This is a genomic window from Streptomyces sp. NPDC014864, from assembly GCF_043081525.1.
Classification (GTDB): domain Bacteria; phylum Actinomycetota; class Actinomycetes; order Streptomycetales; family Streptomycetaceae; genus Streptomyces.
The window spans coordinates 246,593-267,818 of record NZ_JBIBWT010000008.1 but is presented as its reverse complement, the minus strand read 5'-3'; the positions used below and the strand labels follow the sequence as shown (position 1 = coordinate 267,818).

17 protein-coding genes and 1 pseudogene are annotated in these 21,226 nt (G+C 74.2%); 4 read left to right on the top strand and 14 right to left on the bottom strand.

Features of this window, described 5'->3' with window-relative positions:
• Positions 1–35 precede the first annotated feature (35 nt).
• The 7 genes and pseudogenes from pheT to infC form a co-directional block, all read right to left on the bottom strand.
• The gene (gene pheT, locus ACF1A5_RS17405; protein WP_392193707.1) at positions 36–2,549 is read right to left on the bottom strand and encodes a phenylalanine--tRNA ligase subunit beta; all 2,514 of its coding nucleotides are present in this window, start codon (positions 2,547–2,549) and stop codon (positions 36–38) included.
• Entirely contained in the window at positions 2,549–3,676 is a 1,128-nt protein-coding gene (pheS, locus tag ACF1A5_RS17400; RefSeq protein ID WP_392193706.1) for a phenylalanine--tRNA ligase subunit alpha, read from the bottom strand. Before pheS ends, pheT begins: the two co-directional genes overlap by 1 nt.
• Positions 3,677–3,845: 169 nt before the next feature.
• Positions 3,846–4,991, bottom strand: coding sequence for an ATP-binding protein (locus ACF1A5_RS17395; protein WP_392193705.1), 1,146 nt, complete (start codon positions 4,989–4,991; stop codon positions 3,846–3,848).
• A 97-nt stretch (positions 4,992–5,088) separates the two neighbouring features.
• A pseudogene (locus ACF1A5_RS17390) lies at positions 5,089–5,950 on the bottom strand (TrmH family RNA methyltransferase).
• A gap of 109 nt (positions 5,951–6,059) precedes the next feature.
• Positions 6,060–6,443 (bottom strand): 50S ribosomal protein L20, encoded by a 384-nt coding sequence (rplT, locus tag ACF1A5_RS17385; RefSeq protein ID WP_003989074.1) that lies wholly within the window; start codon positions 6,441–6,443, stop codon positions 6,060–6,062.
• A gap of 99 nt (positions 6,444–6,542) precedes the next feature.
• Complete coding sequence (gene rpmI, locus ACF1A5_RS17380) at positions 6,543–6,737, bottom strand: 50S ribosomal protein L35 (protein ID WP_003977225.1); 195 nt, start codon at positions 6,735–6,737, stop codon at positions 6,543–6,545.
• A 106-nt stretch (positions 6,738–6,843) separates the two neighbouring features.
• The gene (infC, locus tag ACF1A5_RS17375) at positions 6,844–7,491 is read right to left on the bottom strand and encodes a translation initiation factor IF-3 (protein ID WP_392193820.1); all 648 of its coding nucleotides are present in this window, start codon (positions 7,489–7,491) and stop codon (positions 6,844–6,846) included.
• A 367-nt stretch (positions 7,492–7,858) separates the two neighbouring features.
• Between infC and ACF1A5_RS17370 the strand changes: the two genes are divergently transcribed.
• Positions 7,859–8,215: a DUF1844 domain-containing protein gene (locus ACF1A5_RS17370; protein WP_356190052.1), complete on the top strand. Its 357-nt coding sequence runs from the start codon at positions 7,859–7,861 to the stop codon at positions 8,213–8,215.
• A gap of 195 nt (positions 8,216–8,410) precedes the next feature.
• Here the strand turns inward: ACF1A5_RS17370 and ACF1A5_RS17365 are convergent, their stop codons facing one another.
• Positions 8,411–9,142 (bottom strand): SseB family protein, encoded by a 732-nt coding sequence (locus ACF1A5_RS17365; RefSeq protein WP_392193704.1) that lies wholly within the window; start codon positions 9,140–9,142, stop codon positions 8,411–8,413.
• Between the two features lie 210 nt (positions 9,143–9,352).
• On the opposite strand from ACF1A5_RS17365, the gene ACF1A5_RS17360 reads away from it, so the two are divergent.
• Positions 9,353–10,045 carry a serine hydrolase gene (locus ACF1A5_RS17360; protein WP_392193703.1) on the top strand — a complete coding sequence of 231 codons (693 nt, stop codon included), beginning with the start codon at positions 9,353–9,355 and terminating at the stop codon, positions 10,043–10,045.
• Positions 10,046–10,139: 94 nt separating this feature from the next.
• Here ACF1A5_RS17360 and mycP read toward each other — a convergent pair whose 3' ends face one another.
• Complete coding sequence (mycP, locus tag ACF1A5_RS17355) at positions 10,140–11,339, bottom strand: type VII secretion-associated serine protease mycosin (protein ID WP_392193819.1); 1,200 nt, start codon at positions 11,337–11,339, stop codon at positions 10,140–10,142.
• A gap of 890 nt (positions 11,340–12,229) precedes the next feature.
• Positions 12,230–13,342: a hypothetical protein gene (locus ACF1A5_RS17350; protein ID WP_392193702.1), complete on the bottom strand. Its 1,113-nt coding sequence runs from the start codon at positions 13,340–13,342 to the stop codon at positions 12,230–12,232.
• Between the two features lie 1,207 nt (positions 13,343–14,549).
• Here ACF1A5_RS17350 and ACF1A5_RS17345 point away from each other — a divergent pair.
• A complete protein-coding gene (locus tag ACF1A5_RS17345) occupies positions 14,550–15,752 on the top strand; it encodes an amino acid deaminase/aldolase (RefSeq protein ID WP_392193701.1) in 1,203 nt (400 codons plus the stop codon).
• Between the two features lie 15 nt (positions 15,753–15,767).
• Here the strand turns inward: ACF1A5_RS17345 and ACF1A5_RS17340 are convergent, their stop codons facing one another.
• The 4 genes from ACF1A5_RS17340 to ACF1A5_RS17325 form a co-directional block, all read right to left on the bottom strand.
• Positions 15,768–16,760: a DUF2510 domain-containing protein gene (locus ACF1A5_RS17340; protein WP_392193818.1), complete on the bottom strand. Its 993-nt coding sequence runs from the start codon at positions 16,758–16,760 to the stop codon at positions 15,768–15,770.
• 71 nt (positions 16,761–16,831) lie between these two features.
• Complete coding sequence (locus ACF1A5_RS17335; protein ID WP_392193700.1) at positions 16,832–17,623, bottom strand: 3-oxoacyl-ACP reductase; 792 nt, start codon at positions 17,621–17,623, stop codon at positions 16,832–16,834.
• On the bottom strand, positions 17,620–18,999 hold the full coding sequence (locus ACF1A5_RS17330) for an aldehyde dehydrogenase family protein (protein WP_392193699.1): 1,380 nt from the start codon (positions 18,997–18,999) through the stop codon (positions 17,620–17,622). The genes ACF1A5_RS17335 and ACF1A5_RS17330 overlap by 4 nt, the downstream gene beginning before the upstream one ends.
• An 11-nt stretch (positions 19,000–19,010) precedes the next feature.
• Positions 19,011–20,381: a glutamine synthetase family protein gene (locus ACF1A5_RS17325; RefSeq protein WP_392193698.1), complete on the bottom strand. Its 1,371-nt coding sequence runs from the start codon at positions 20,379–20,381 to the stop codon at positions 19,011–19,013.
• An 85-nt stretch (positions 20,382–20,466) separates the two neighbouring features.
• Between ACF1A5_RS17325 and ACF1A5_RS17320 the strand changes: the two genes are divergently transcribed.
• Positions 20,467–21,204 (top strand): FadR/GntR family transcriptional regulator, encoded by a 738-nt coding sequence (locus ACF1A5_RS17320; protein ID WP_392193697.1) that lies wholly within the window; start codon positions 20,467–20,469, stop codon positions 21,202–21,204.
• Positions 21,205–21,226: the final 22 nt, after the last annotated feature.

Genomic DNA, 21,226 nt, shown 5'->3' with positions numbered 1-21,226 from the left:
CGCGCCCGCCGCCTCGGCCGGGCGGCACCGCCGCGTCAGCTCCGCAGCACGGCCCCGGTGCGATCGGCGGCCAGCGCGACCGCCGCGTCCCGGGCCGCGGACGCCTCGTCGACCGTCAGCGTCCGGTCCGCCGCGCGGAAGCGCAGCGCGTACGCCAGCGACTTCCTGCCCTCGCCGAGCTGCTCGTCGTTCTCGTAGACGTCGAACAGGCGGATGGACTCCAGCAGTTCACCGGCGCCCTCGCGCAGCGCGGCCTCCACCTCGGCGTGCGGGACCGGCCTGTCGACGACCAGGGCGACGTCCTGCGTGGCCACCGGGAAGGTGGAGATGCTCGGCGCCTGCGGGGTGTCGTCGCCGACCTGCTCCAGGACGTCGAGGTTCACCTCCATCGCGCTGGTGCGCTCGGGCAGGCCGAGCGCCTTCACCACGCGCGGGTGCAGCTCGCCCGCGTGGCCCACGACCCGCTCCGTGCCGTCCACGGCGACCACCAGCTCGGCGCAGCGGCCCGGGTGCCACGGGCCGTACTGGCCCTTGCGGACGACCAGCTCGGCGCCCGCCTCGACGGCGACGGAGCGCGCCGCCTCGACGGCGTCGGCCCAGTCGGCCGGGCGGCCCCTGCCCCACCAGCCGGCCTGCTCGCGGGCCCCCGTGAGGACGACGGCCACGTGGCGCGGCTGCTCGGGCAGCGCGGCGTCCAGCTCGGCGATCTCCTTGTCGGTGGGGCGCCGGTCGACGGGCAGGTGCACGCCGGTGCGCTGCTCGTCTCGCGGCCGGAAGACCAGGCCGGTCTCGAACAGGGCCAGATCGTGCGAGCCGCGGCCGACGTTGCGGCGCAGGGCGCCCAGCAGGCCGGGCAGCAGCGTCGTGCGGAGCGCGGGCTCCTCGTCGTTGAGCGGGTTGGTCAGCCTGACGACGCGGCGCGCCGGGTCGTCGGCCGCCAGGCCGAACTGGTCGAAGACCTGCTCGGCGACGAACGGGTAGTTCAGCGCCTCGACGTAGCCCGCGCCGGCCAGGGCCCGGCCGATGCGGCGGTGCAGCCGCTGCCGGTGGGTCAGGCCTCGCCCGGAGGGGGGCTTGGGCAGCGTGGAGGGCAGGTTCTCGTAGCCCTCCAGGCGGATGACCTCTTCGGCCAGGTCGTTCGGGTCGGTCAGGTCGGGCCGCCAGGACGGGACGGTGACGACCAGCTCGTCCTGTCCGTAGACGTCGCAGCCGATCTCCTGGAGCCGCCGGACGACGGTCTCGCGGCCGTACACGACGCCCGCGACCTTGTCCGGGTGGTCGGCCGGGACGGTGATCGTGCCCGGCGCGGTGGCCGCGACGACCTCGGTGACGCCCGCCTCGGCGGTGCCACCCGCGAGGAGCACGAGCAGGTCGACGGTGCGCTGGGCCGCGGCGGAGGCGGCCTGCGGGTCCACGCCCCGCTCGAAGCGCCGGGACGCCTCCGAGGACAGCTTGTGACGGCGGGCCGTCCGCGCGATCGACACGGCGTCGAAGTGCGCCGCCTCGATGACCACCTCGGTCGTGGCGTTCTCCACGTCCTCGTGGTCGGCGATCTCGGTGTCGGCGCCGCCCATGACACCCGCGAGACCGATCGGGCCGCGCTCGTCGGTGATGACCAGGTCCTCGGCGTGCAGCGTGCGCTCGACGCCGTCGAGGGTGGCGAGCTTCTCGCCCTCCGCGGCCCGGCGTACGCCGATCGTGCCCTGGATCAGCTTGCGGTCGTAGGCGTGCAGGGGCTGGCCCAGCTCCATCATCACGTAGTTCGTGACGTCGACGGCGAGCGAGATCGGGCGCATCCCGACCTTCTGCAGCCGGCGCTGGAGCCAGATCGGGGAGCGCGCCTCGGGGCTCAGGCCGGTGACGGTCCGGGCGGTGAAGCGGTCGCAGCCGAAGGGTTCGGAGACCTGGACCGGGTAGCCGAAGGCGTTCGGGGCGGGTACGTCGATCAGGGCCGGGTCGCGCAGCGGCAGGCCGTAGGCGATGGCGGTCTCGCGGGCGACGCCGCGGATGGACAGGCAGTCGCCGCGGTTGGCGGTGACGGCGATGTCCAGCACCTCGTCGACCAGTTCCAGCAGCTCGATCGCGTCCTTGCCGACCTCGGTCTCCGGCGGCAGCACGATGATGCCGTGGGTGCCGTCGTCGCCCATGCCCAGCTCGTCGCTGGAGCAGATCATGCCGTGGGAGGTCTTGCCGTAGGTCTTGCGCGCGGAGATCGCGAAGCCGCCGGGCAGCACCGCGCCCGGCAGGACCACGACGACCTTGTCGCCGACGGCGAAGTTGCGGGCGCCGCAGACGATCTCCTGCGGTTCACCCGTTCCGTTGGCCTGCCCGACGTCGACGGTGCAGAAGCGGATCGGCTTCTTGAAGCCCTCCAGCTCCTCGATGGTCAGCACCTGGCCGACGACCAGCGGCCCCTTGAGGTCGGCACCGAGCTGCTCGACGGTCTCGACCTCCAGACCGGCCGAAATGAGCTTGGCCTGGACGTCGCGCCCGGACTCGGTCGCCGGCAGGTCGACGTACTCCCGCAGCCAAGAAAGCGGGACCCGCATCAGATCTCCATCCCGAACGGCCGGGTGAACCGGACGTCACCCTCGACCATGTCTCGCATGTCCTCGACGTTGTGGCGGAACATCAGCATCCGCTCGATGCCGAACCCGAAGGCGAAGCCGCTGTACTTCTCCGGGTCGACGCCGCAGGCGGTGAGAACCCGCGGGTTGACCATGCCGCAGCCGCCGAGCTCGATCCAGCCCTCGGACGAGCAGGTGCGGCAGGGGCGGTCGGGGTTGCCGACGGACTCGCCCTTGCACACGTAGCAGAGCATGTCCATCTCGGCGCTCGGCTCGGTGAAGGGGAAGAAGTTCGGCCGCAGGCGGGTCTTCATGCCCTCGCCGAAGAGCGACTGGACCATGTGGTCCAGGGTGCCCTTGAGGTCGGCCATGGTCAGGCCCTCGTCGACGGCGAGCAGCTCGACCTGGTGGAAGACGGGCGTGTGGGTGGCGTCCAGTTCGTCCGTGCGGTACACGCGGCCGGGGCAGATCACGTAGACCGGCAGTTCACGGTCGAGCAGGGAGCGGATCTGGACGGGCGAGGTGTGGGTGCGCAGCACGACGCCGGACTCGGTGCCGCCGTCACCCGCGGGGGTCTGCACGAAGAACGTGTCGGCCTCGCCGCGGGCCGGGTGGTCCGGGCCGATGTTGAGGGCGTCGAAGTTGAACCACTCGGCCTCGACCTCCGGGCCCTCGGCGACCTCGTAGCCCATGGCCACGAAGATGTCCTCGATGCGCTCGGAGAGCGTGGTGAGCGGGTGCCGGGCGCCGGAGGGGACGCGGTCGTACGGCAGCGTGACGTCGACGTCCTCCTCGACCAGCACCCGGGCGTCGCGTTCCGCCTCCAGCTCGGTCTGGCGGGCGGCGAGGCCCTTGTTCACCGCGCCGCGGGCCTGGCCCACGCGCTTGCCGGCGTCGGCCTTGGCGTGCGGGGGCAGGGCGCCGATCTCGCGGTTGGCGAGAGCCAGCGGGGAGGCGGGGCCGGTGTGGGCGACCTTGGCCTCGTGGAGCGCGTCGAGGGAGTCCGCGGCGGCGAAGGCGGCGAGCGCCTCGTCCCGCATGCGCTCGATCTCTTCCGGTTTCAACGCCTCGACCTCGACTGGGTCGTACGACTTATTGGGTGCCGACATCTCTTCCCGTGCTTCCGATTGGCTGGCTGGAGGTCCCGTCAGCGACTCTTGGACGGACCGTCTTCGATGGCGAGACGGGCCATCCCTGTTTTTGGGACGCAAAGGTGCCAAAGGCCGAGTCTAACGGGGCCGGGTCAAGGTGATGCGCCCGTGGGGCCTCGGCCGGTGCTCAGAGCAGGTGTGCCGGGGTGCCCACGGGCAGGGTAAATCGGAACTGCGCGCCGCCGCCGGGGGCGCGTCCGACCGTGATGGTGCCGCCGTGCACCTCGACGATGCCCTTGACGATGTAGAGCCCGAGGCCGGTGCCGCCGCGCTTGCTGCCCCGCCAGAAGCGGGTGAAGACGCGGTTCATGGACTCCTCCGGGATGCCGGGGCCCTCGTCGCTCACCGTGACCGACGTGGCGGTGTTCTCTTCCTCTTCCCCGTCGCGCGGGGACACCGAGGGCGTGATGTCTATGGTGACGGTTCCCTCACCGTGCCGCACGGCATTTTCGATCAGGTTGCTGAGCACCTGGTCGATCTTGTCGGGGTCGGCCCACAGGGCGGGCAGCGGCTGCTCGATGCGCAGCAGGAAGCGGTCGGCCGGCTGTCCGGCGGCGACGTACGCCTGGATGTGCCGGCCGACCGCGGCGCCTATGTCGATCAGCTGGCGGCGCACCTCCAGCCGGCCGGAGTCGATGCGGGAGATGTCGAGCAGCTCGGCGATCAGCCGGGTGACGCGGTCGGCGTCGGCGTCGACGGTCTCCAGCATCAGGCGCTTCTGGTCGTCGGTGAACCTCTCCCACTTGGCGAGCAGGGTGGCGGTGAAGCCCTTGACGGAGGTCAGTGGGGAGCGCAGCTCGTGCGCCACGGTGGCGATCAGCTCGGCGTGGCTGCGCTCGGTGCGACGGCGGGCCTCGGTGTCGCGCAGCGAGACGACGACGCGGCGGACGGGGCCGGTGGGGCGGGTACGCACGTACTTCGCCGAGACCAGGACCTCCCGCCCGCCGTGCAGCAGGAGGTTGCGCTCGGGCTGTCCGACCCGGATGGCCAGGCCGCCGTAGGGGTCGGTCAGCTGCCACCAGCGCCGGCCCTCGAGGTCCTCTAACGGCAGCGCCCTCTCCAGCCGCCGGCCGAGGGCCTCCTCGGCGGGCACGGCCGTGATGCGGGCGGCGGCGGCGTTGAAGCAGATGACGCGTCCCCGCTCGTCGGCGATCACCAGGCCGTCGGGCAGGTCGTCGGGATCGATGCCGAGACCGGCGGGGTCACCGTGCCGGGGCGTGGACGCGGGGCGCGCGTCCCGTGTGCCCGGTGCGCTGCTCGTGCCGACGCTCATCCCCGTACCCCACCTCTCAGCCTGCACCGGGAGTGCCCCCGCGCCGTGTCCGAGCGGAGCGGAAGCCTGGGGGGACGCCCCCGGGCTGGTCACCCTACTAGCTCTCGGTGACGGAGCGGCACCCTCCGTCAGGCCCGCTGTGCACGCGCCGACGCGTAGAGACATACGGCCGCGGCGGTGGCGAGGTTCAGACTCTCGGCCTTTCCGTGGATCGGGACTCGGACCACGGCGTCTGCGAGGCTGCGGGTCTCCTCCGGCAGGCCCCAGGCCTCGTTGCCGAAGACCCAGGCGGTGGGGCCGCCCATGGTGCCCCGGTCGAGCTCGTCGTCGAGGTCGTGGGGACCGGCGCCGTCGGCGGCGAGGACGCGGACCCCAGCGGCCTTCAGGCCCGCCACCGCCTGCTCCACGGGGACGCCCACGGCCACGGGCAGGTGGAACAGCGAGCCGACGGAGGCACGGACCGCCTTGGGGTTGTACAGGTCGACGGAGGCGTCGGTGAGGACGACGGCGTCGGCGCCGGCGGCGTCGGCGCAGCGCAGGACGGTGCCGGCGTTCCCCGGGTCGCGGACGTGCGCGAGGACGGCGACGAGGCGGGGGCGGGCGCCGAGGATCTCCTCGAACGGGGTGTCGACGAAGCGGCAGACGCCGACCAGGCCCTGCGGGGTGACGGTGGTGGAGATGTCGGCGATGACCTGCTCGGCGGCGAGGTGCACCCGGGCGCCGGCGGCGCGGGCCTCGCCGATGAGGTCGGCGTACCGCTCGGCGGCCTCCACGGTGGTGAACAGCTCGACGAGAGTCGGGGTGCCGTCGACGCGGTGCGCGGCCGCCTCCCGCACGGCCTGCGGGCCCTCCGCGAGGAACAGCCGCTCCTTGCCCCGGAAGTTCCGCTTGGCGAGCCGCCGGGCGGCGCCGACACGGGGCGAGCGGGGGGAGATCAGCTCGGGGCTGGCGGGGGGCATGGGTTCACCTTCGCGGCTGCTTCGGACAGCTGTTTCGGACACAAGGGGACCCGCAGACCTGTCCGGCCTGCGGGTCCCTACGTCACGTCGGCGTCTGGCCGGGGGGGCGTCACGCAGCCTTGGGCGCGTTGACGTCGCTCGGCAGCGCCTTCTGGGCGACCTCGACCAGCGCGGCGAACGCACCGGCGTCGTTGACGGCCAGCTCGGCCAGGATCTTGCGGTCGACCTCGACGTTGGCGGCCTTCAGACCCTGGATGAAGCGGTTGTAGGTCATGCCGTTGGCGCGGGCGGCGGCGTTGATGCGCTGGATCCACAGCTGACGGAAGTCGCCCTTGCGCTTCTTCCGGTCGTTGTAGTTGTAGACCAGCGAGTGGGTGACCTGCTCCTTGGCCTTGCGGTAGAGGCGCGAACGCTGACCGCGGTAGCCGGAGGCCTGCTCGAGGATCGCCCGGCGCTTCTTGTGGGCGTTGACTGCCCGCTTGACGCGTGCCACTTGATTAACTCCTTGTAGCGGGGCCGTGGGTGTCGTCACACGGCCCGGAAACGATTGGGTCCCGGTCCAGACGTACGGCGCTCAGGCGGCGCCGCGGCGTCACTTGCCGAGAAGCTTCTTGATCTTCGCGGCGTCGCCCGGGGCCATCTCGGCGTTGCCGGTGAGGCGACGCGTCACGCGGGACGACTTGTGCTCGAGCAGGTGGCGCTTGCCGGCGCGCTCACGGAGCACCTTGCCGGAGCCGGTGATCTTGAAGCGCTTGCTGGCACCGCTGTGCGACTTGTTCTTCGGCATAGCGCCGTTCTCTCCTCGTCGGTGGCGCTCCGGTGCCCGGTCGTGAAACCGGGCACGGTGGAGCGTCGCTTGTATCGGTTACGTCCTGGGACGGGTGTCCCGGGGATCACGCCTCGGCGGAAGCCTCGGCCGGAGCCTCTTCGGACTGGGCGTCGGCGGCGTTCTGCGAACGACCGGGGTTCGCCTTCGCTTCGGCCTTGCGGGCCTCCTGCGCCTGGCGGGCCTCGGCCATCGCCTCGGTCTTCTTCTTGTGCGGACCGAGGACCATGATCATGTTTCGGCCGTCCTGCTTCGGGTTCGACTCCACGAAGCCGAGGTCCTGGACGTCCTCCGCGAGCCGCTGCAGCAGCCGGTAGCCCAGCTCGGGCCGGGACTGCTCGCGACCACGGAACATGATCGTGATCTTGACCTTGTCGCCCTGCTTGAGGAACCGGACGACGTGACCCTTCTTGGTGTCATAGTCGTGCGGGTCGATCTTCGGCCGGAGCTTCATCTCCTTGATGACCGTGTGCGCCTGGTTCTTGCGCGCCTCACGGGCCTTCATGGCCGACTCGTACTTGAACTTCCCGTAGTCCATGAGCTTGCACACGGGCGGACGGGCGTTCGCCGCGACCTCGACCAGGTCCAGGTCGTACTCCTGCGCAAGCTCCAGGGCCTTGGCAAGCGGCACGATGCCGACCTGCTCGCCACTGGGACCGACAAGTCGCACCTCGGGAACGCGAATCCGGTCGTTGATGCGGGGCTCGGCGCTGATGGATCCTCCTCGGTAGCACCACGCGACGGCCTGGCGGACTGCCGCGTACAACTGTGTTCGATAGACCAACCGCGCCGAAGCAGTAAAAATGCCCCGGGACGATCACAGGCGGGGCTCCCATTGCTACCGGAGCACCGCCGCGATGGCCGCGGGGCGCGATTCGGACGGCTCCATCGTCCGTACGGAACGATGGTGGCCGTCTGACCGGGTGACCCGCCGTCCCGGGGGACGGTCGGGTGGGAGATCGGAGCCTCCACTTGTGGGCCGAGCACACATCGGTGTCCGGCCGGTCGTGAACAAGGTTAGCAGTATCGCTTGACAAGGGCTAATTGAGGAGCCGCCCCCGCGACCGCCTATCGTGTGCGCCATGAGTGAGACCCCTCCTGAGAACGCCGACTTCGACGCCATGGCCCGCGACATCGCCGAGGTCCCCGCGGTCGAGGTGATCGTGACGGTCGCCGTCAACCTGATGAGCGCCGCCGCCGTGAAGCTCGGTCTGACCGAGGAGGGCGACAAGTACAAGGACCTGGACGAGGCCCGCAAGCTGGTGACCGCCCTCGCGGGCCTGCTGGACGCGAGCGCGACCGAGATCAGCTCCTTCCACGCGGCGCCGCTGCGCGACGGCCTGAAGTCGCTGCAGCTGGCGTTCCGCGAGGCGTCGGTCGTCCCGGACGAGCCGGGCCAGGGCCCGGGTGAGAAGTACACCGGGCCGGTCTACGGCTGAGGCGGGCCTCCCCGGCCGGGAAGCACCGACCGGACGGAGTGGCGGCACGGACCGCGGGTCGGACCGGCGCCGCGCCGGGCCGGGCCGGGCCGGCGGGACGAACCGGCGGCACGGACCGCGGAACGAACCGGCGGGACGAGACGAGCGGGCGGCTCACGCGGTGGACTGAAGCGGGCCGGGCCGGCTGAGGCCGTCCTACTCCTTCACGTACAGAGGCTCGCCCGGCGGCGTCGCCCCGGCCGGCAGCAGTGCCAGGTCGAGGCCGCGCACCAGGCGGGCCCGCAGCGTCTCGCTGGCGGCGAGGTTCTCCGCGACGGCCCGGGCGGTCTCGGCGGGGGCCGCGGAGGGGTCGAGGACGAGGGCGAGGGTGCCGTCGGCCTCCCCCGGCCCCAGGTGCGCGCGGAGCACGCCCGGCTCGGCGGCCACGGCGTCCCGCACCGCCGCCACGACGGCCGGGTCGGCGAGCGGATCCGCCGTCGTCCGCCCCTCGGCGAGCGCGAGCAGCGCGGGCCCGGTCAGCTCGAAGGGGACCGGTCCGGCCATGTCCAGGACGACCGTGTCCGCCCGTTCGTGCGCGGCGGCCTCCAGCGCCTGGTGCAGGGGTACGGCGACGGGGCGGGCCCCCGGGTCCCAGCGGGCCAGGGAGTCGGTGGAGGTGAAGGCGGGCAGCGCCGTGCGGTGACCGGCCTTCATCGTGGGGACGGCCATGTCGCTGGTCTTCTCGCGGCGCAGCCCGTTCTCGTCCTCCTCCACCTCGCCGAGCACGGCCACGACGGGAACGAGCAGCCGGGCGCCCTCGAGCGCCTCCAGGACGGGGCCCACGGCGGTGCGGTCCTCGGCCCAGGCGGCGAGCGCCGCGCTCAGCCCGGGGTCGGCGGAGCCGTCGTCGCCGGAGTAGCCGGGGTCGGGAATGTTCTTGTTCGCCACGGTCCCGACCCTATCCGGGGGGTGCCGCGCGCCTGCTGCGGGCCCTGGGAAGGTGGGGACCGAGGGGTGCGGGCCGCCGTGTCGTGGTCGGCGACGCCGGGCCCTGCGTCGGCGGCCCGGTGAGCGGGGAGGTGTGCGGTGTGTGCGGTGACGGATCCCGTGGGTTGCGCGGGGAACCCTGGGGATCCGGGGGCGCGGCTGGCCGCGGCGATGAGGCAGGTGGCCGTGCCGGAGGGCGCGGCGGTGTCCGTGGCGGTCCTGGACGCGGAATCCGGGCGGAGCGCCGGGTACGGCGAGGGGACCTTCGTCACGGCGAGCGTCGTCAAGGTCGGCATCCTGGCGGCCCTGCTGCTCCAGGCGCAGGACGCGGGCCGAGGGCTGACGGCGCGGGAGAGGGCGTACGCCGCCGCGATGATCGGGCACAGCGACAACGACTCCGCGTCGGCGCTGTGGCGGAGCATCGGCGGGGCCGCCGGGCTCGACGCGGCCCACGCGCGCTTCGGGCTCACCGGCACCACGGGGGGTGACGGCGGGCTGTGGGGGCTGACCCGGACCACCGCCGCCGACCAGCTGACCCTGCTCCGGCAGGTGTTCGGGGACGACTCGGAGCTGAGCGCGGCCTCGCGGACGTACCTCCAGGGCCTGATGGAGCGGATCGCCGAGGGCCAGGACTGGGGGGTGTCCGCCGCCGCGGACGGCTCCGCGTGGGCCCTGAAGAACGGCTGGCTGCCGCGGAGCGCGACCGGGCTGTGGGTCGTCCACAGCGTCGGGCGGGTGACGGCCGCCGGGGGCACCCGCCTGGTGGCCGCGCTGTCGCACGGCAACGCTACGAAGGAGCAGGGCGTCGCCCTGGTCGAGTCGGCGGCCCGGGCGGCGGTGTCGGTGTTCGCCGGGGGTGTGTGAGGCGGGGGTGTGTGAGGCGGGGGTCCCGGCGCCCCGGCGCTTTGGTTTGCGGGGCGCGGGGGCGCGACGGATCCGCCGGCCGGGCCGTTCGATGTCAGAAGCCGTCGTGTTCCTCGCGGCGGCCCCGCCACAGGACGACCGCGGCGACCAGCAGCACTCCGCCGACGCCGCCCGCGAGAGGGCCGGCCCAGTCGGCCGCGTCGCCGGCCGCCGAGGCGGTGGCCGGGCCGGGGCCGAAGTACTTGTCGCCGTAGGCGGCCGCGTGCAGGTCCCCCGGCTGGAGGCGGCCCGCGGCGCGGATGGCGGCGGCGGGGTCGACGAAGCCGAAGCCACGGGAGTCGTCACGGCCGTCGACCGGGGCGTCCCGTGCCGTGTCCTCCAGGAGCCGCTTGATCTGGGCGGGCGTCAGACCGGGGTGGGCGGCCTTGACCAGGGCGACCGCGCCGGAGACGAAGGCCGAGGCCGCGCTCGTGCCCCAGCCTTCGTAGTACCTGTGGTCGGGATCGGCGATCACGATGTCGACGCCGGGCGCGCTGACGGCGGCGTACCAGCGGCGGGTGGAGAAGGACGCGCGGGTGCCGTAGCGGTCGACGGCGGCCGCGGCGATCACGCCCGGATAGGCGGCCGGGTAGGAGATGTGATCGCCCTTCTCGCCGCCGTTGCCCGCGGAGGCGACGACGACGGCGCCCTTCTTCAGCGCGTACTGGACGGCCGCGTCCTCGCCGGGCTCCGGGTGGGCGGAGGCGGAGTCGTCGCCGAGGGAGAGGTTGATGACGTCGGCGCCGTGGTCGGCGGCCCAGCGGATGCCGTCGGCGAGGGCGTTGCCCCGGCTGGCACGGGCGCGGGCACGGGCGGAGTCGCCGTCCTCGAGGATCACCCGGACGGGCAGGATCCGCGCCTGCGGGGCGACGCCCATGACGCCGTCGGCGTGGCCGGGGCCGTGGCCGTGACCCGCGATGATGCCGGCCATGGCGGTGCCGTGGCGGGCCCAGGCCCGGTCGCCGCGTTCGGCGCCGAAGTCGATCAGGTCCTTGGCGGGCAGGACGTTGCCGACCAGGTCGGGGTGGTCGGCCTCCACGCCGGTGTCCAGGACGGCGACGGTGATGCCCTTGCCCTTGGTGGTGCGCCAGGCCTCCTGCGTGTGCATGGCGTCCAGGGCCCACTGCTGGGCCCGGATGCCGTCGGCGTGGGCGGCGGTGGACGGGACGAGGGCGAGCACGGTGGCGAGCAGCACGCTCAGCGCGCCGGTGCCGCGGACCGCGCCGCCCCGCCCGTACCGCCCGGACCGGCCGATCCGGCGGGCCCGTCGGGGCTCGCGCAGGTCACGGGTCGCGACGGGGCGCGGGGCGGTCCGCGCGGGGGGCGCATCGGCGGGTGCCGGGGCCGCCTCGCTGGGCACGGGAGCTGCCCCACTGGGCGCGGGAGTCACCCCGGCGGGGACGGGAGCCACCCCACCGGGCGCCGGAGCCACCCCGGCGGGCGCGGGAGCTGCCTCGCCGGGTGCAGGGGACGCATCGGCGCACGTGGGGGCCACCCCACCGGGCGCGGGAGCCACCCCGGCGGGCACGGAAGCCACCCCACCGGGCGCCGGAGCCACCTGACGGGGCGCGGAAGCCGTCTCGCCGGGTGCAGGGGACGCATCGGCGGACCTGGGGGCCACCCCACCGGGCGCGGGAGTCACCCCGGCGGGGACGGGAGCCACCCCACCGGACGCCGGAGCCACCCCGGCGGGCGCGGGAGCTGCCTCGCCGGGTGCAGGGGACGCATCGGCGCACGTGGGGGCCACCCCACCGGGCGCCGGAGCCACCTGACGGGGCGCGGAAGCCACCCCACCGGGCGCGGGAGCCACCCCACCGGGCGCCGGAGCCACCTGACGGGGCACGGAAGCCGTCTCGTCGGGTGCGGGGGACGCATCGGCGGACGTGGGGACCGCCTCGGTGGGTGTCACGGTGGCTCTCACAGCAGTGGTCACGGCGGCTGTCGCACGGGCGTGCGCGGCGGCACTCACACGGGCGTTCGTGGCGGCTTCGGCGGTGCCGTCCGCGGCGGCAGCTGCTTTCGCAACCCCTTCGACCGTGCCGTCCGCGGCCGCAGCGACTTTCGGGATGCCTTCGGCGGCGGCTTTCGCAGCGGACTTCGCAGCGGTTCTCGCAGGGGGCTTCGCGGTGCCTTGCGCCCTGGCGCTCACGAGGGCTGCTCCGTGGCCGAGCCGACGGTCTTGCGGAAGCCGCGCTCGATGCGGTCGGCGAGGCCCTGTGCCTCGTTCCCGAGGCCCGACTGGGCCGCGGCCGTGGTGGCACCGGGCTGCATCGCGTCCGCGGCGGGCTGCGGGGCGTCGACGGTGCGGCCGTCGGCCCAGCCGGAGACGGCGTAGACGACGACCGGGGCGTCGGTGAGCACCGACAGCGTCCACGAGGCCCGCTGCTTGTCGCCGAAGGCCGCGGCGACGGTGCCCTTCGCCGAGTACGGGCGGGGTACGAAGTCGGTGCGCCGGTCGAGTCCCGCCTTCTTGAACCGGGCGTCGAGCGCGGTCATGGTGGCGGCGTCGGCCTTGGTGAAGAGCATCCCGACGGTGGTGACGTAGGTCTGGGTGGCATCCGTGTAGGTGGCGCGCAGCAGGCGGGCGCAGCCGACCGGGGCGAGCGTCTTGCGCAGCAGCGGGTCGAAGGCGTCAGCGCAGCCGCCGTCCGGCGCCACGGCGATCCGGGTCCAGGTGCGGTCGGCGCCGCCGGGTCCGGCGCCACGGCCCTCCACGGTGGGCGGGAACAGCTGGTCGACGGGGACGTTGTGCCACATCTCCCCGGCCCCGGCGAAGGTCCCGGCCGCGCCGCCCTCGCCGGAGTCGCCGGTGAGCCAACTCCCGGTCACGGCACCGCCGATGAGTCCGATGCCGAGGACGACGCACGCGGCGGCCAAGGCGGTCCGCGGACGCACCCGGACAACTGCGAGCGCCCGTCCGCGCCCGCGTTCGTCGTAGCCCTCGGGCTCCCCGAAGGCCACGACGGGCCGGCTCGCGCCGAGGTACGCCCCGGGCGCCATGCCGGCGCTCCACGACAGGGCCGGGTCGGGGGCCACGGCGGCGTCCGGTGCCGCTGGGGTGCGCGGCGGGGCGGCCGGGGGCGGAGGGACGGCTGCGGAGGGCGTCCGGGTGGTGCCGGGCGGCGCCGTGGTGACGTGCGGGGCGTCGGCGCCAGGGGGTGCGGTCGCCGGGCGGGGCGGTGCGCCTGGTGTCGTCGGCGGCCGGTGGGCGGGGAGGGGGCGCAGGCGCGCGGTCGTCTCCGGCACGGCCTCGCCCAAGCCCTGACCTGCGGCGGACCCACCGCGACCGGCGGTGGGCGGGGTGTCGGGGAAGCGGGCGGAGGCCGGCGGCGGGGGCGGGACGAAGGCTTCCGCGGGGCGCGCGGGCGCACCGGGCGTACCGGACGCACCGGACGTGCCGGTGCGCGGAGCCGGGCGGAGGGCTTCATCGCCGGGCGCGGGAGAACCGGAGGAGCCGGCGGCGCGCGAGGGTTGCCGCTCGGCGTCACCGACGCGCGGAGGCGGGGGCCGGAAGCCCGGGAAGCGGGGGCGGGACCCCGGGGCGGCGGGCGCCCGGTCCGAGCCCGGCGTGACCGAAGGACGGCCGGCACCGGTGCCGGTCCGGGAGTAGGTGCCAGTACCAGTACCAGTGCTACTGCCACTGCCACTGCCACTGCCACTGCCACTGCCACTGCCACTGCCGGATCCCATTCCGGATCCGGTGTCGCCGGTTTCAGGGAGGGGCCGAGGAACACGGCCCCTCTCCGGGGAGGCCGCGGCGCGACCGGAGTCGGGAACGGCCCGTGCCGCCGGGTCGGCGTGCCCGGACGCGCCGCGGACCCGCTCGCGCGAACTCGCGGCGGCGGCCCCAGCGGCGGCCGAACCCACTGCGGCCCCACGCGTCGCCCGGCCGGGCCCACCGGCCACCACACCCCATACGGCGCCCCTGGAACCAGCCTCGGCACCGGCACCGGGCTCACCCCCGGCGCCCCTCGCGACGCCGAGGATCCCGGCCCCGCCCTCGGCGCCGGAGCGTACGGACGTGCCGGAACCGGGTCCTGCCCCCCGCTCCCCCGGGCCGGCCGCCCCGGCCTCTCCGGCCGCGGCGTTCCCCGGTGGGGTCGTGGAGTCGTCGGGGCGGGGGTCGGCCGAGGCCGGGCGGGGCGGGGCCGCCGGCCGCGGTGGGACGGGGGCGTGGCGTGCTTCCGTGCTCATGCACCCCCCGTTTCCTCGTGCCCGGGCCGTTCCCTCGTACGCGGGCCCTGCCAGTCGCCCTGCCCGGCACGGACGGTCTCGTCCACCGGGCACGCATACCCGTACGAACGAATGGCCATCCCGGCTCAGATCCCGGCCGGAATCGTCGTGCCGCACGTGCGCGTCACTCTACGGGTTGCCCGCACCCGTACGGGAACCAGTCCGCGGCCCCGGGGCATCTGCCCGGAACGTCCCCCTACCCTGCGGTAATCCTGTCTGGCAGGCTTCGTTCATGACTGCGCGCGCCGCCGACCGGGCCCGTTTCGACCGGGCCACCGCCCATCTCGACGCCCCGGTCGCGATCGTGGATCTGGACGCCTTCGACGCGAACGCGGACGACCTCCTGCGCCGGGCCGGCGGCAAGCCCGTGCGGGTCGCGAGCAAGTCCGTGCGCTGCCGGGCCCTGCTGGAGCGCGTCCTGGACCGGGACGGGTTCGCGGGCCTGATGTCGTTCACCCTCACCGAGTCCCTGTGGCTGGCCCGCTCCGGGTTCGACGACGTGCTCCTGGCCTATCCGTCGGCCGACCGCGCCGGCTTCGGCGAACTCGCCGGCGACCCGAAACTCGCCGCCGCCGTCACCGTGATGGTCGACGACCCGGCGCAGCTCGACCTCATCGACGCCGCGCGCGACGGCGGACGCGAAGTGGTGCGCGTGTGCCTGGAGTTGGACACCTCGCTGAAACTGCTCGGCGGGCGCGTGCGCGTCGGGGCGCGCCGCTCCCCGCTGCACTCGCCCGCGCAGATCGCCGACATGGCCCGCACGGTGGCCCGGCGTCCCGGGTTCCGGCTCGTGGGGATCATGGCGTACGAGGGGCACATCGCGGGCGTGGGCGACGCGCTCGCGGGGCGCCCGCTGCGCTCGCGTGCCGTCCGGCTGATGCAGGCGGCCGCGCGCCGGGAACTCGCCGAGCGGCGGGCCGCGGCAGTGCGGGCGGTACGGGCCCTGGTGCCGGACCTGGAGTTCGTGAACGGCGGCGGCACGGGCAGCGTCCAGCACACCGCCGCCGAGGACGCCGTCACGGAGATCGCGGCCGGCTCCGGGCTGTACGTCCCCCGTCTCTTCGACAACTACACGTCCTTCCGCGGGCGTCCGGCGGCGCTGTTCGCCCTGCCCGTCGTCCGGCGCCCCGGGGTCGGGGTGGTGACGGTCCTCGGCGGCGGTTACCCGGCCTCGGGCGCGCCCGGCGCGGACCGGCTGCCGGTGCCGTACCTCCCGGAAGGGCTGCGCTACGACCCGCAGGAGGGGCCCGGCGAGGTGCAGACGCCGTTGCTCGGCTCGCCCGTCGACGACCTGCTGATCGGCGACAAGGTGTGGTTCCGGCACGCCAAGGCCGGCGAGCTGTGCGAACGGTTCGCCGAACTGCACCTCGTCGAGGGCGACCGGGTGACGGCGACGGTGCCGACGTACCGGGGCGAGGGCCGTACGTTCCTGTAGGGGCCCGGCCCCCTGTCAGCTCGACGGGCCGATGCTGCTGCCGACACCGCCGCCCGTGGCCGCGTCGCCGACCGGCCGGATGCCGCGCGTGATCCTGTCCATGTCGGCCGGCGGCGGTCCGTCCGGGCCCGCGTCGAAGACGAAGCGCACGACGACCGGTGCCTCGGTGCCGACACTGGACGGGAAGGCGAGCGACTCGACGTAGCCGCCGGGCCCCTTCGCCGTCCTGACGCGCCAGCGCACGAAGTACCCGGCGCGGCCCGCCACGGCGATCTGCCCGGACCGGACGACCTGGTGCGAGGTGATCCCGCCGAAGGGGCGCTCGCCGATCGCGTCGCGGTCGAAGGCCGCGTCGGCCGCGTCCTCGATGTCGTGCCGGGCCAGCGTCTCGGGTGACGTCCCGTCGGCCGCGGTCGCCGTGCGGGTGAGGACCAGGCCGTGCCGGCACAGGCCGGCGCCGGCCGGGCAGTCGTAGGTGCCGTGGGTGGTCATGACGACGTCCTCGTCGGCCACGTCCTGCGGTGTCTCCCAGCCGTCCGGGAGGGGGAGGGTGATGCCGTTGAGCTGGTCGACCACGAGGGAGGGGTCGTCGGTGGCGGAAGCGCCGGGGGAGGCCGGCCGGGACGCGGTGTGCGGGGCGCTGGTGGGCACGGCGGGCGGGGTGGTGGGGGCGTTCTTCGCCTCGGTGCCGCCCTCGTCGCCGTGCCCGAGCACCAGCGCTCCCGTGACGATCGCGGCGGCCAGGACGGCCCCGGTGCCGGCCAGGGCGACGGCCTTGGCGCGTGGACGCCGTCCCGGTGGTGCGGGCGGTGCGGGTGGCCCGGCGGCGGGCGGCACCTGCGGCGCCGCCGGCTGCCCGAAGGTCCGCGGTACGGGAGGGGCTTGCGGCGCTCGGGGTCCCTGACGTTCCTGCGGTGCGCGGCGGTGCTCGGTCCAGGACGTGCCGTCCCACCAGCGCTCAAGATGCGGGGCCGTCGGATCGCCGTACCAGCCGGGCGGGGGCGTCATGCTCATCCCGGCACTGTAGGACGGACCGTCCGGCGCCGTGGGCCGGACGGTCCGTATGGCTGCCGCGACGCCTACAAGGGCGTGACGTACGCCCCGGAGATCCCCCCGTCGACCAGGAAGTCGGTGGCGTTGACGAAGGAGGAGTCGTCGCTGGCGAGGAAGGCCACGGCGGCGGCGATCTCCTCGGCCTCAGCGAAGCGGCCGACCGGGATGTGCACCAGGCGGCGGGCGGCCCGCTCGGGGTCCGTGGCGAACAGCTCCCGCAGGAGCGGGGTGTTGACCGGCCCGGGACACAGGGCGTTGACCCGGATGCCCTCGCGGGCGAACTGCACGCCCAGCTCGCGCGACATGGCCAGCACACCGCCCTTGGACGCGGTGTACGAGATCTGGGAGGTGGCCGCGCCCATGCGGGCCACGAACGAGGCGGTGTTGATGATGGAGCCCCTGCCCTGGCGCCGCATGTAGGGGATGGCGGCCTTGCAGCACAGGTAGACGGAGGTGAGGTTGACCTCCTGGACCCGCTTCCAGGCCTCCAGGCCGGTCTCCAGGATGGAGTCGTCGTCGGGCGGGGAGATGCCCGCGTTGTTGAAGGCGACGTCGACGCTGCCGTAGGTGTCGAACGCCGTCCGGAACAGCGCCTCGACCTGGTCGGGGCCGGTGACGTCCACCTTCACGAAGAGTCCGCCGATCTCCTCCGCGACCGCCTTGCCGCGGGGCTCGTCGACGTCGCCGCAGACGACGTGCGCGCCCTCGGCGGCAAACCGGCGCGCGGTGGCCAGACCGATGCCGCTGCCGGCTCCGGTGACGACGGCGGTGCGGCCGACCAGACGGCGGCAGACGGTCTCAGGGGTCTGTGAGCTCACTGTGCGGGGCCCTCCGTGCTGATGAAGACGTTCTTGGTCTCGGTGAAGGCGGTCAGGGCATCGGGGCCGAGTTCGCGGCCGACGCCGGACTGCTTGAACCCGCCGAACGGGGTCCAGTAGCGGACGCTGGAGTGGGAGTTGACGGACAGGTTGCCGGCCCGGACGGCCCGGGAGACGCGCAGCGCGCGGCCGATGTCCCGGGTCCAGATGGAGCCGGACAGCCCGTACGGCGTGTCGTTGGCGAGGCGGATCGCGTCGGCCTCGTCCTCGAAGGGGAGGACGACGGCGACGGGTCCGAAGACCTCCTCGACGGCCACGCGCGCGCGGGGGTCGACGTCGGTGAGGACGGTGGGCGGGAACCAGAATCCGGGCCCCTCGGGGGCCTTGCCCCGGATGCCGGGCGCGTCGGCGTCGACGTAGGCGCGGACGCGTTCCAGGTGCGCTCGGGAGATGAGGGGGCCCATCCGGGTGTTCTCGTCGGCCGGGTCGCCGACGACCACGGACTCGACGGCGGGGGCGAGGAGGCCGAGGAAGCGGTCGTAGACGCCGCGCTGGACGAGGATGCGGGTGCGGGCGCAGCAGTCCTGGCCGGAGTTGTCGAGGAAGGACATGGGGGCGGCGGCCGCGGCGGCTTCGAGGTCGGCGTCGGCGAAGACGATGTTGGGGCTCTTGCCGCCGAGTTCGAGGGTGACGCGCTTGAGGAGCGCGGACCCCTTCGCCAGCACCTGCCTGCCCACGGTGGCCGATCCGGTGAAGACGATCTTGGCGACGCCCGGGTGCCCGACGAGGGCGTCGCCGGCGACGGGGCCGTGGCCGGGCAGCACCTGGAAGATGTGCTCGGGCAGGCCCGCCTCCAGGGCGAGTTCGGCCAGACGCAGGGCGGTGAGCGGGGTGGTCTCGGCGGGCTTGAGGATCACCGCGTTGCCGGCGGCGAGCGCGGGTGCGGCCCCCCAGGCCGCGATCGGCATCGGGAAGTTCCAGGGGGCGATCACCCCGACGACGCCGAGCGGTTCGAGGATCGTGACGTCCAGGCCCCCGGCGACCGGGATCTGACGGCCCGTCAGGCGCTCCACTCCCCCGGCCGCGTAGTCGAGCAGGTCGCGGACGTTGCCCGCCTCCCAGCGGGCGTTGCCGAGGGTGTGGCCGGCCTCGCGTACCTCCAGCCGGGCCAGTTCCTCGACGTGTTCGTCGACGGCCGTGGCGAAGCGGCGCAGCAGCCGGGCCCGGTCACCGGGCGGGAGGGCGGCCCATCCGGCCTGCGCCGCGGCGGCCCGTACGACGGCGGCGTCCACGTCGGCCGCGGTCGCGGCCGGGACGGTGGCCACGACCTCCTCGGTGGCCGGGTTCAGGACCCGGAGCTCGTGCTGGTCGGACACGGAGGGACCTCTCACATGCGTTCGAAGGAGCGGCGCAGCTCCCAGTCGGTGACCGCGGCGTCGAAGGCGTCCAGCTCGACGCGCGCCATGTTGTGGTAGTGCGCGACGACCTCGTCGCCGAAGGCGGCTCTGGCGATCTCGCTGCCGGCCCAGAGGTCGGCGGCCTCGCGGAGCGTGGTGGGCACGTGCGCGAACTCCGCGGTGTAGGCGTTGCCGGGGCAGGGCTCGGGCAGTTCCAGCTTCCGCTCGACGCCGTACAGTCCGGCGGCCACCAGCCCGGCCACGGCCAGGTGCGGGTTGACGTCGCCGCCGGGCAGCCGGTTCTCGAAGCGCAGGGAGCGGCCGTGGCCGACGACCCGGAGGGCGCAGGTGCGGTTGTCGTGGCCCCAGGCGACGGCGGTCGGGGCGAACGAGCCGTCCTGGAACCGCTTGTAGGAGTTGATGTTGGGCGCGTAGAGGAGGGAGAACTCGCGGAGCGCGGCGAGCTGTCCGGCCAGGAAGTGCCGCATCACCTCCGACATCCCGTCCGGGTCGCCCGGCGCGCCCGCCATGGCGTTGGCGCCGTCGGCGCCGGCGAGCGACAGGTGGATGTGGCAGGAGTTGCCCTCGCGCTCGTTGTACTTGGCCATGAAGGTGAGGGAGACTCCCTCCTGGGCGGCGATCTCCTTGGCGCCGGTCTTGTAGATCGCGTGCTGGTCGCAGGTGGCGAGGGCCTCGTCGTAGCGGAAGGCGATCTCGTGCTGGCCGGGGTTGCACTCGCCCTTGGCCGACTCGACGGTGAGGCCGGCGCCCGCCATCTCGTTGCGGATGCGGCGCAGCAGGGGCTCGACGCGGCCGGTGCCGAGGATCGAGTAGTCGACGTTGTACTGGTTGGCCGGGGTCAGCCCCCGGTAGCCCGCCTCCCAGGCGGCCTCGTAGGTGTCCTTGAAGACGATGAACTCCAGCTCCGTGCCGACCTGCGCGCTGTACCCGAGCTCGGCGAGGCGTTCGAGCTGGCGCCGGAGGATCTGGCGGGGCGCGGCGAGCACCGGGGAGCCGTCGTGCCAGGCGAGGTCGGCGATCACCAGGGCGGTGCCCGGGTTCCAGGGGACGCGGCGCAGCGTGGACATGTCGGGATGCATGGCGAAGTCGCCGTAGCCGCGGTCCCATGACGACATGGCGTAGCCGTCGACGGTGTTCATCTCGGTGTCGACGGCGAGCAGGTAGTTGCAGCCCTCGGTGCCGTGGTGGAGCACCTCGTCCAGGAAGAAGCGGGCGGCGAACCGCTTGCCCTGGAGACGCCCTTGCATGTCGGGGAAGGCCAGGACGACAGTGTCGATCTCGCCGCTCGCGACGAGGGCGTGCAGTTCCTCGGCGGCGAGCGGGGGTGTGCGGTCTGCCACGGGTGAGCCTCCTCGGGCTACGTCGGCCGGCCGGGAGCCATAAGGTATTGCCGAGAACCATTGCTTGGGAAGGGGATGCGGCGGGATGTCGCGGGACATGGCTCCGCATGGGCCGGCCGATCGCCTCGCGCCGGTGCTGCGGCCGGTGCGCGCGGGCAACGGGTTCGAGGAGGCGCTGGAGCAGATCCTGCAAGTCGTCCGGCTCGGCCTGGTGCCGGCCGGAGAGCGGCTGCCCGCCGAACGGGAGCTGGCGGAGCGGCTGGGGATCAGCCGGGTGACGCTGCGCGAGGTGCTGAAGGTCCTCGCCGACCAGGGGCTGGTGGAGTCGCGGCGCGGGCGGTACGGCGGCACGTTCGTGCTGCCCCGCCCGGCGGCGGGCGGCGAGGACGAGTTGCGGCGGCGGATCGCCGAGGCCGACATCGAGGACGTGCTCCGCTTCCGCGAGGTGCTGGAGGTGGGCGCGGCCGGCCTCTGCGCGGCGCACGGGCTCACCGGCGCGCAGGCGGCGCGGCTGCGCGGGGCGCTGGAGGGCACGCACGACGCGCCGCCGGCCGAGTACCGCCGCCGGGACACGCTGCTGCATCTCACCCTGGCCGAGCTGTGCGGCTCGCCGACGCTGGCCGCGCAGTACGCGGCGGTCCGGGCGACGGTGAACGACCTGCTCGACTGCATCCCGCTGCTCGTGCGCAATCTGGAGCACTCGCAGCGGCAGCACACCGCTCTGGTGGAGGCGGTGCTGGACGGGGACGCCGACGGGGCGCGGGAGATGATGCGGGAGCACTGCGCGGGCACGGCGGCACTGCTGCGGGGCTTCCTGGCGTGAGGCGCCGCCGTGGGGGCTTGCC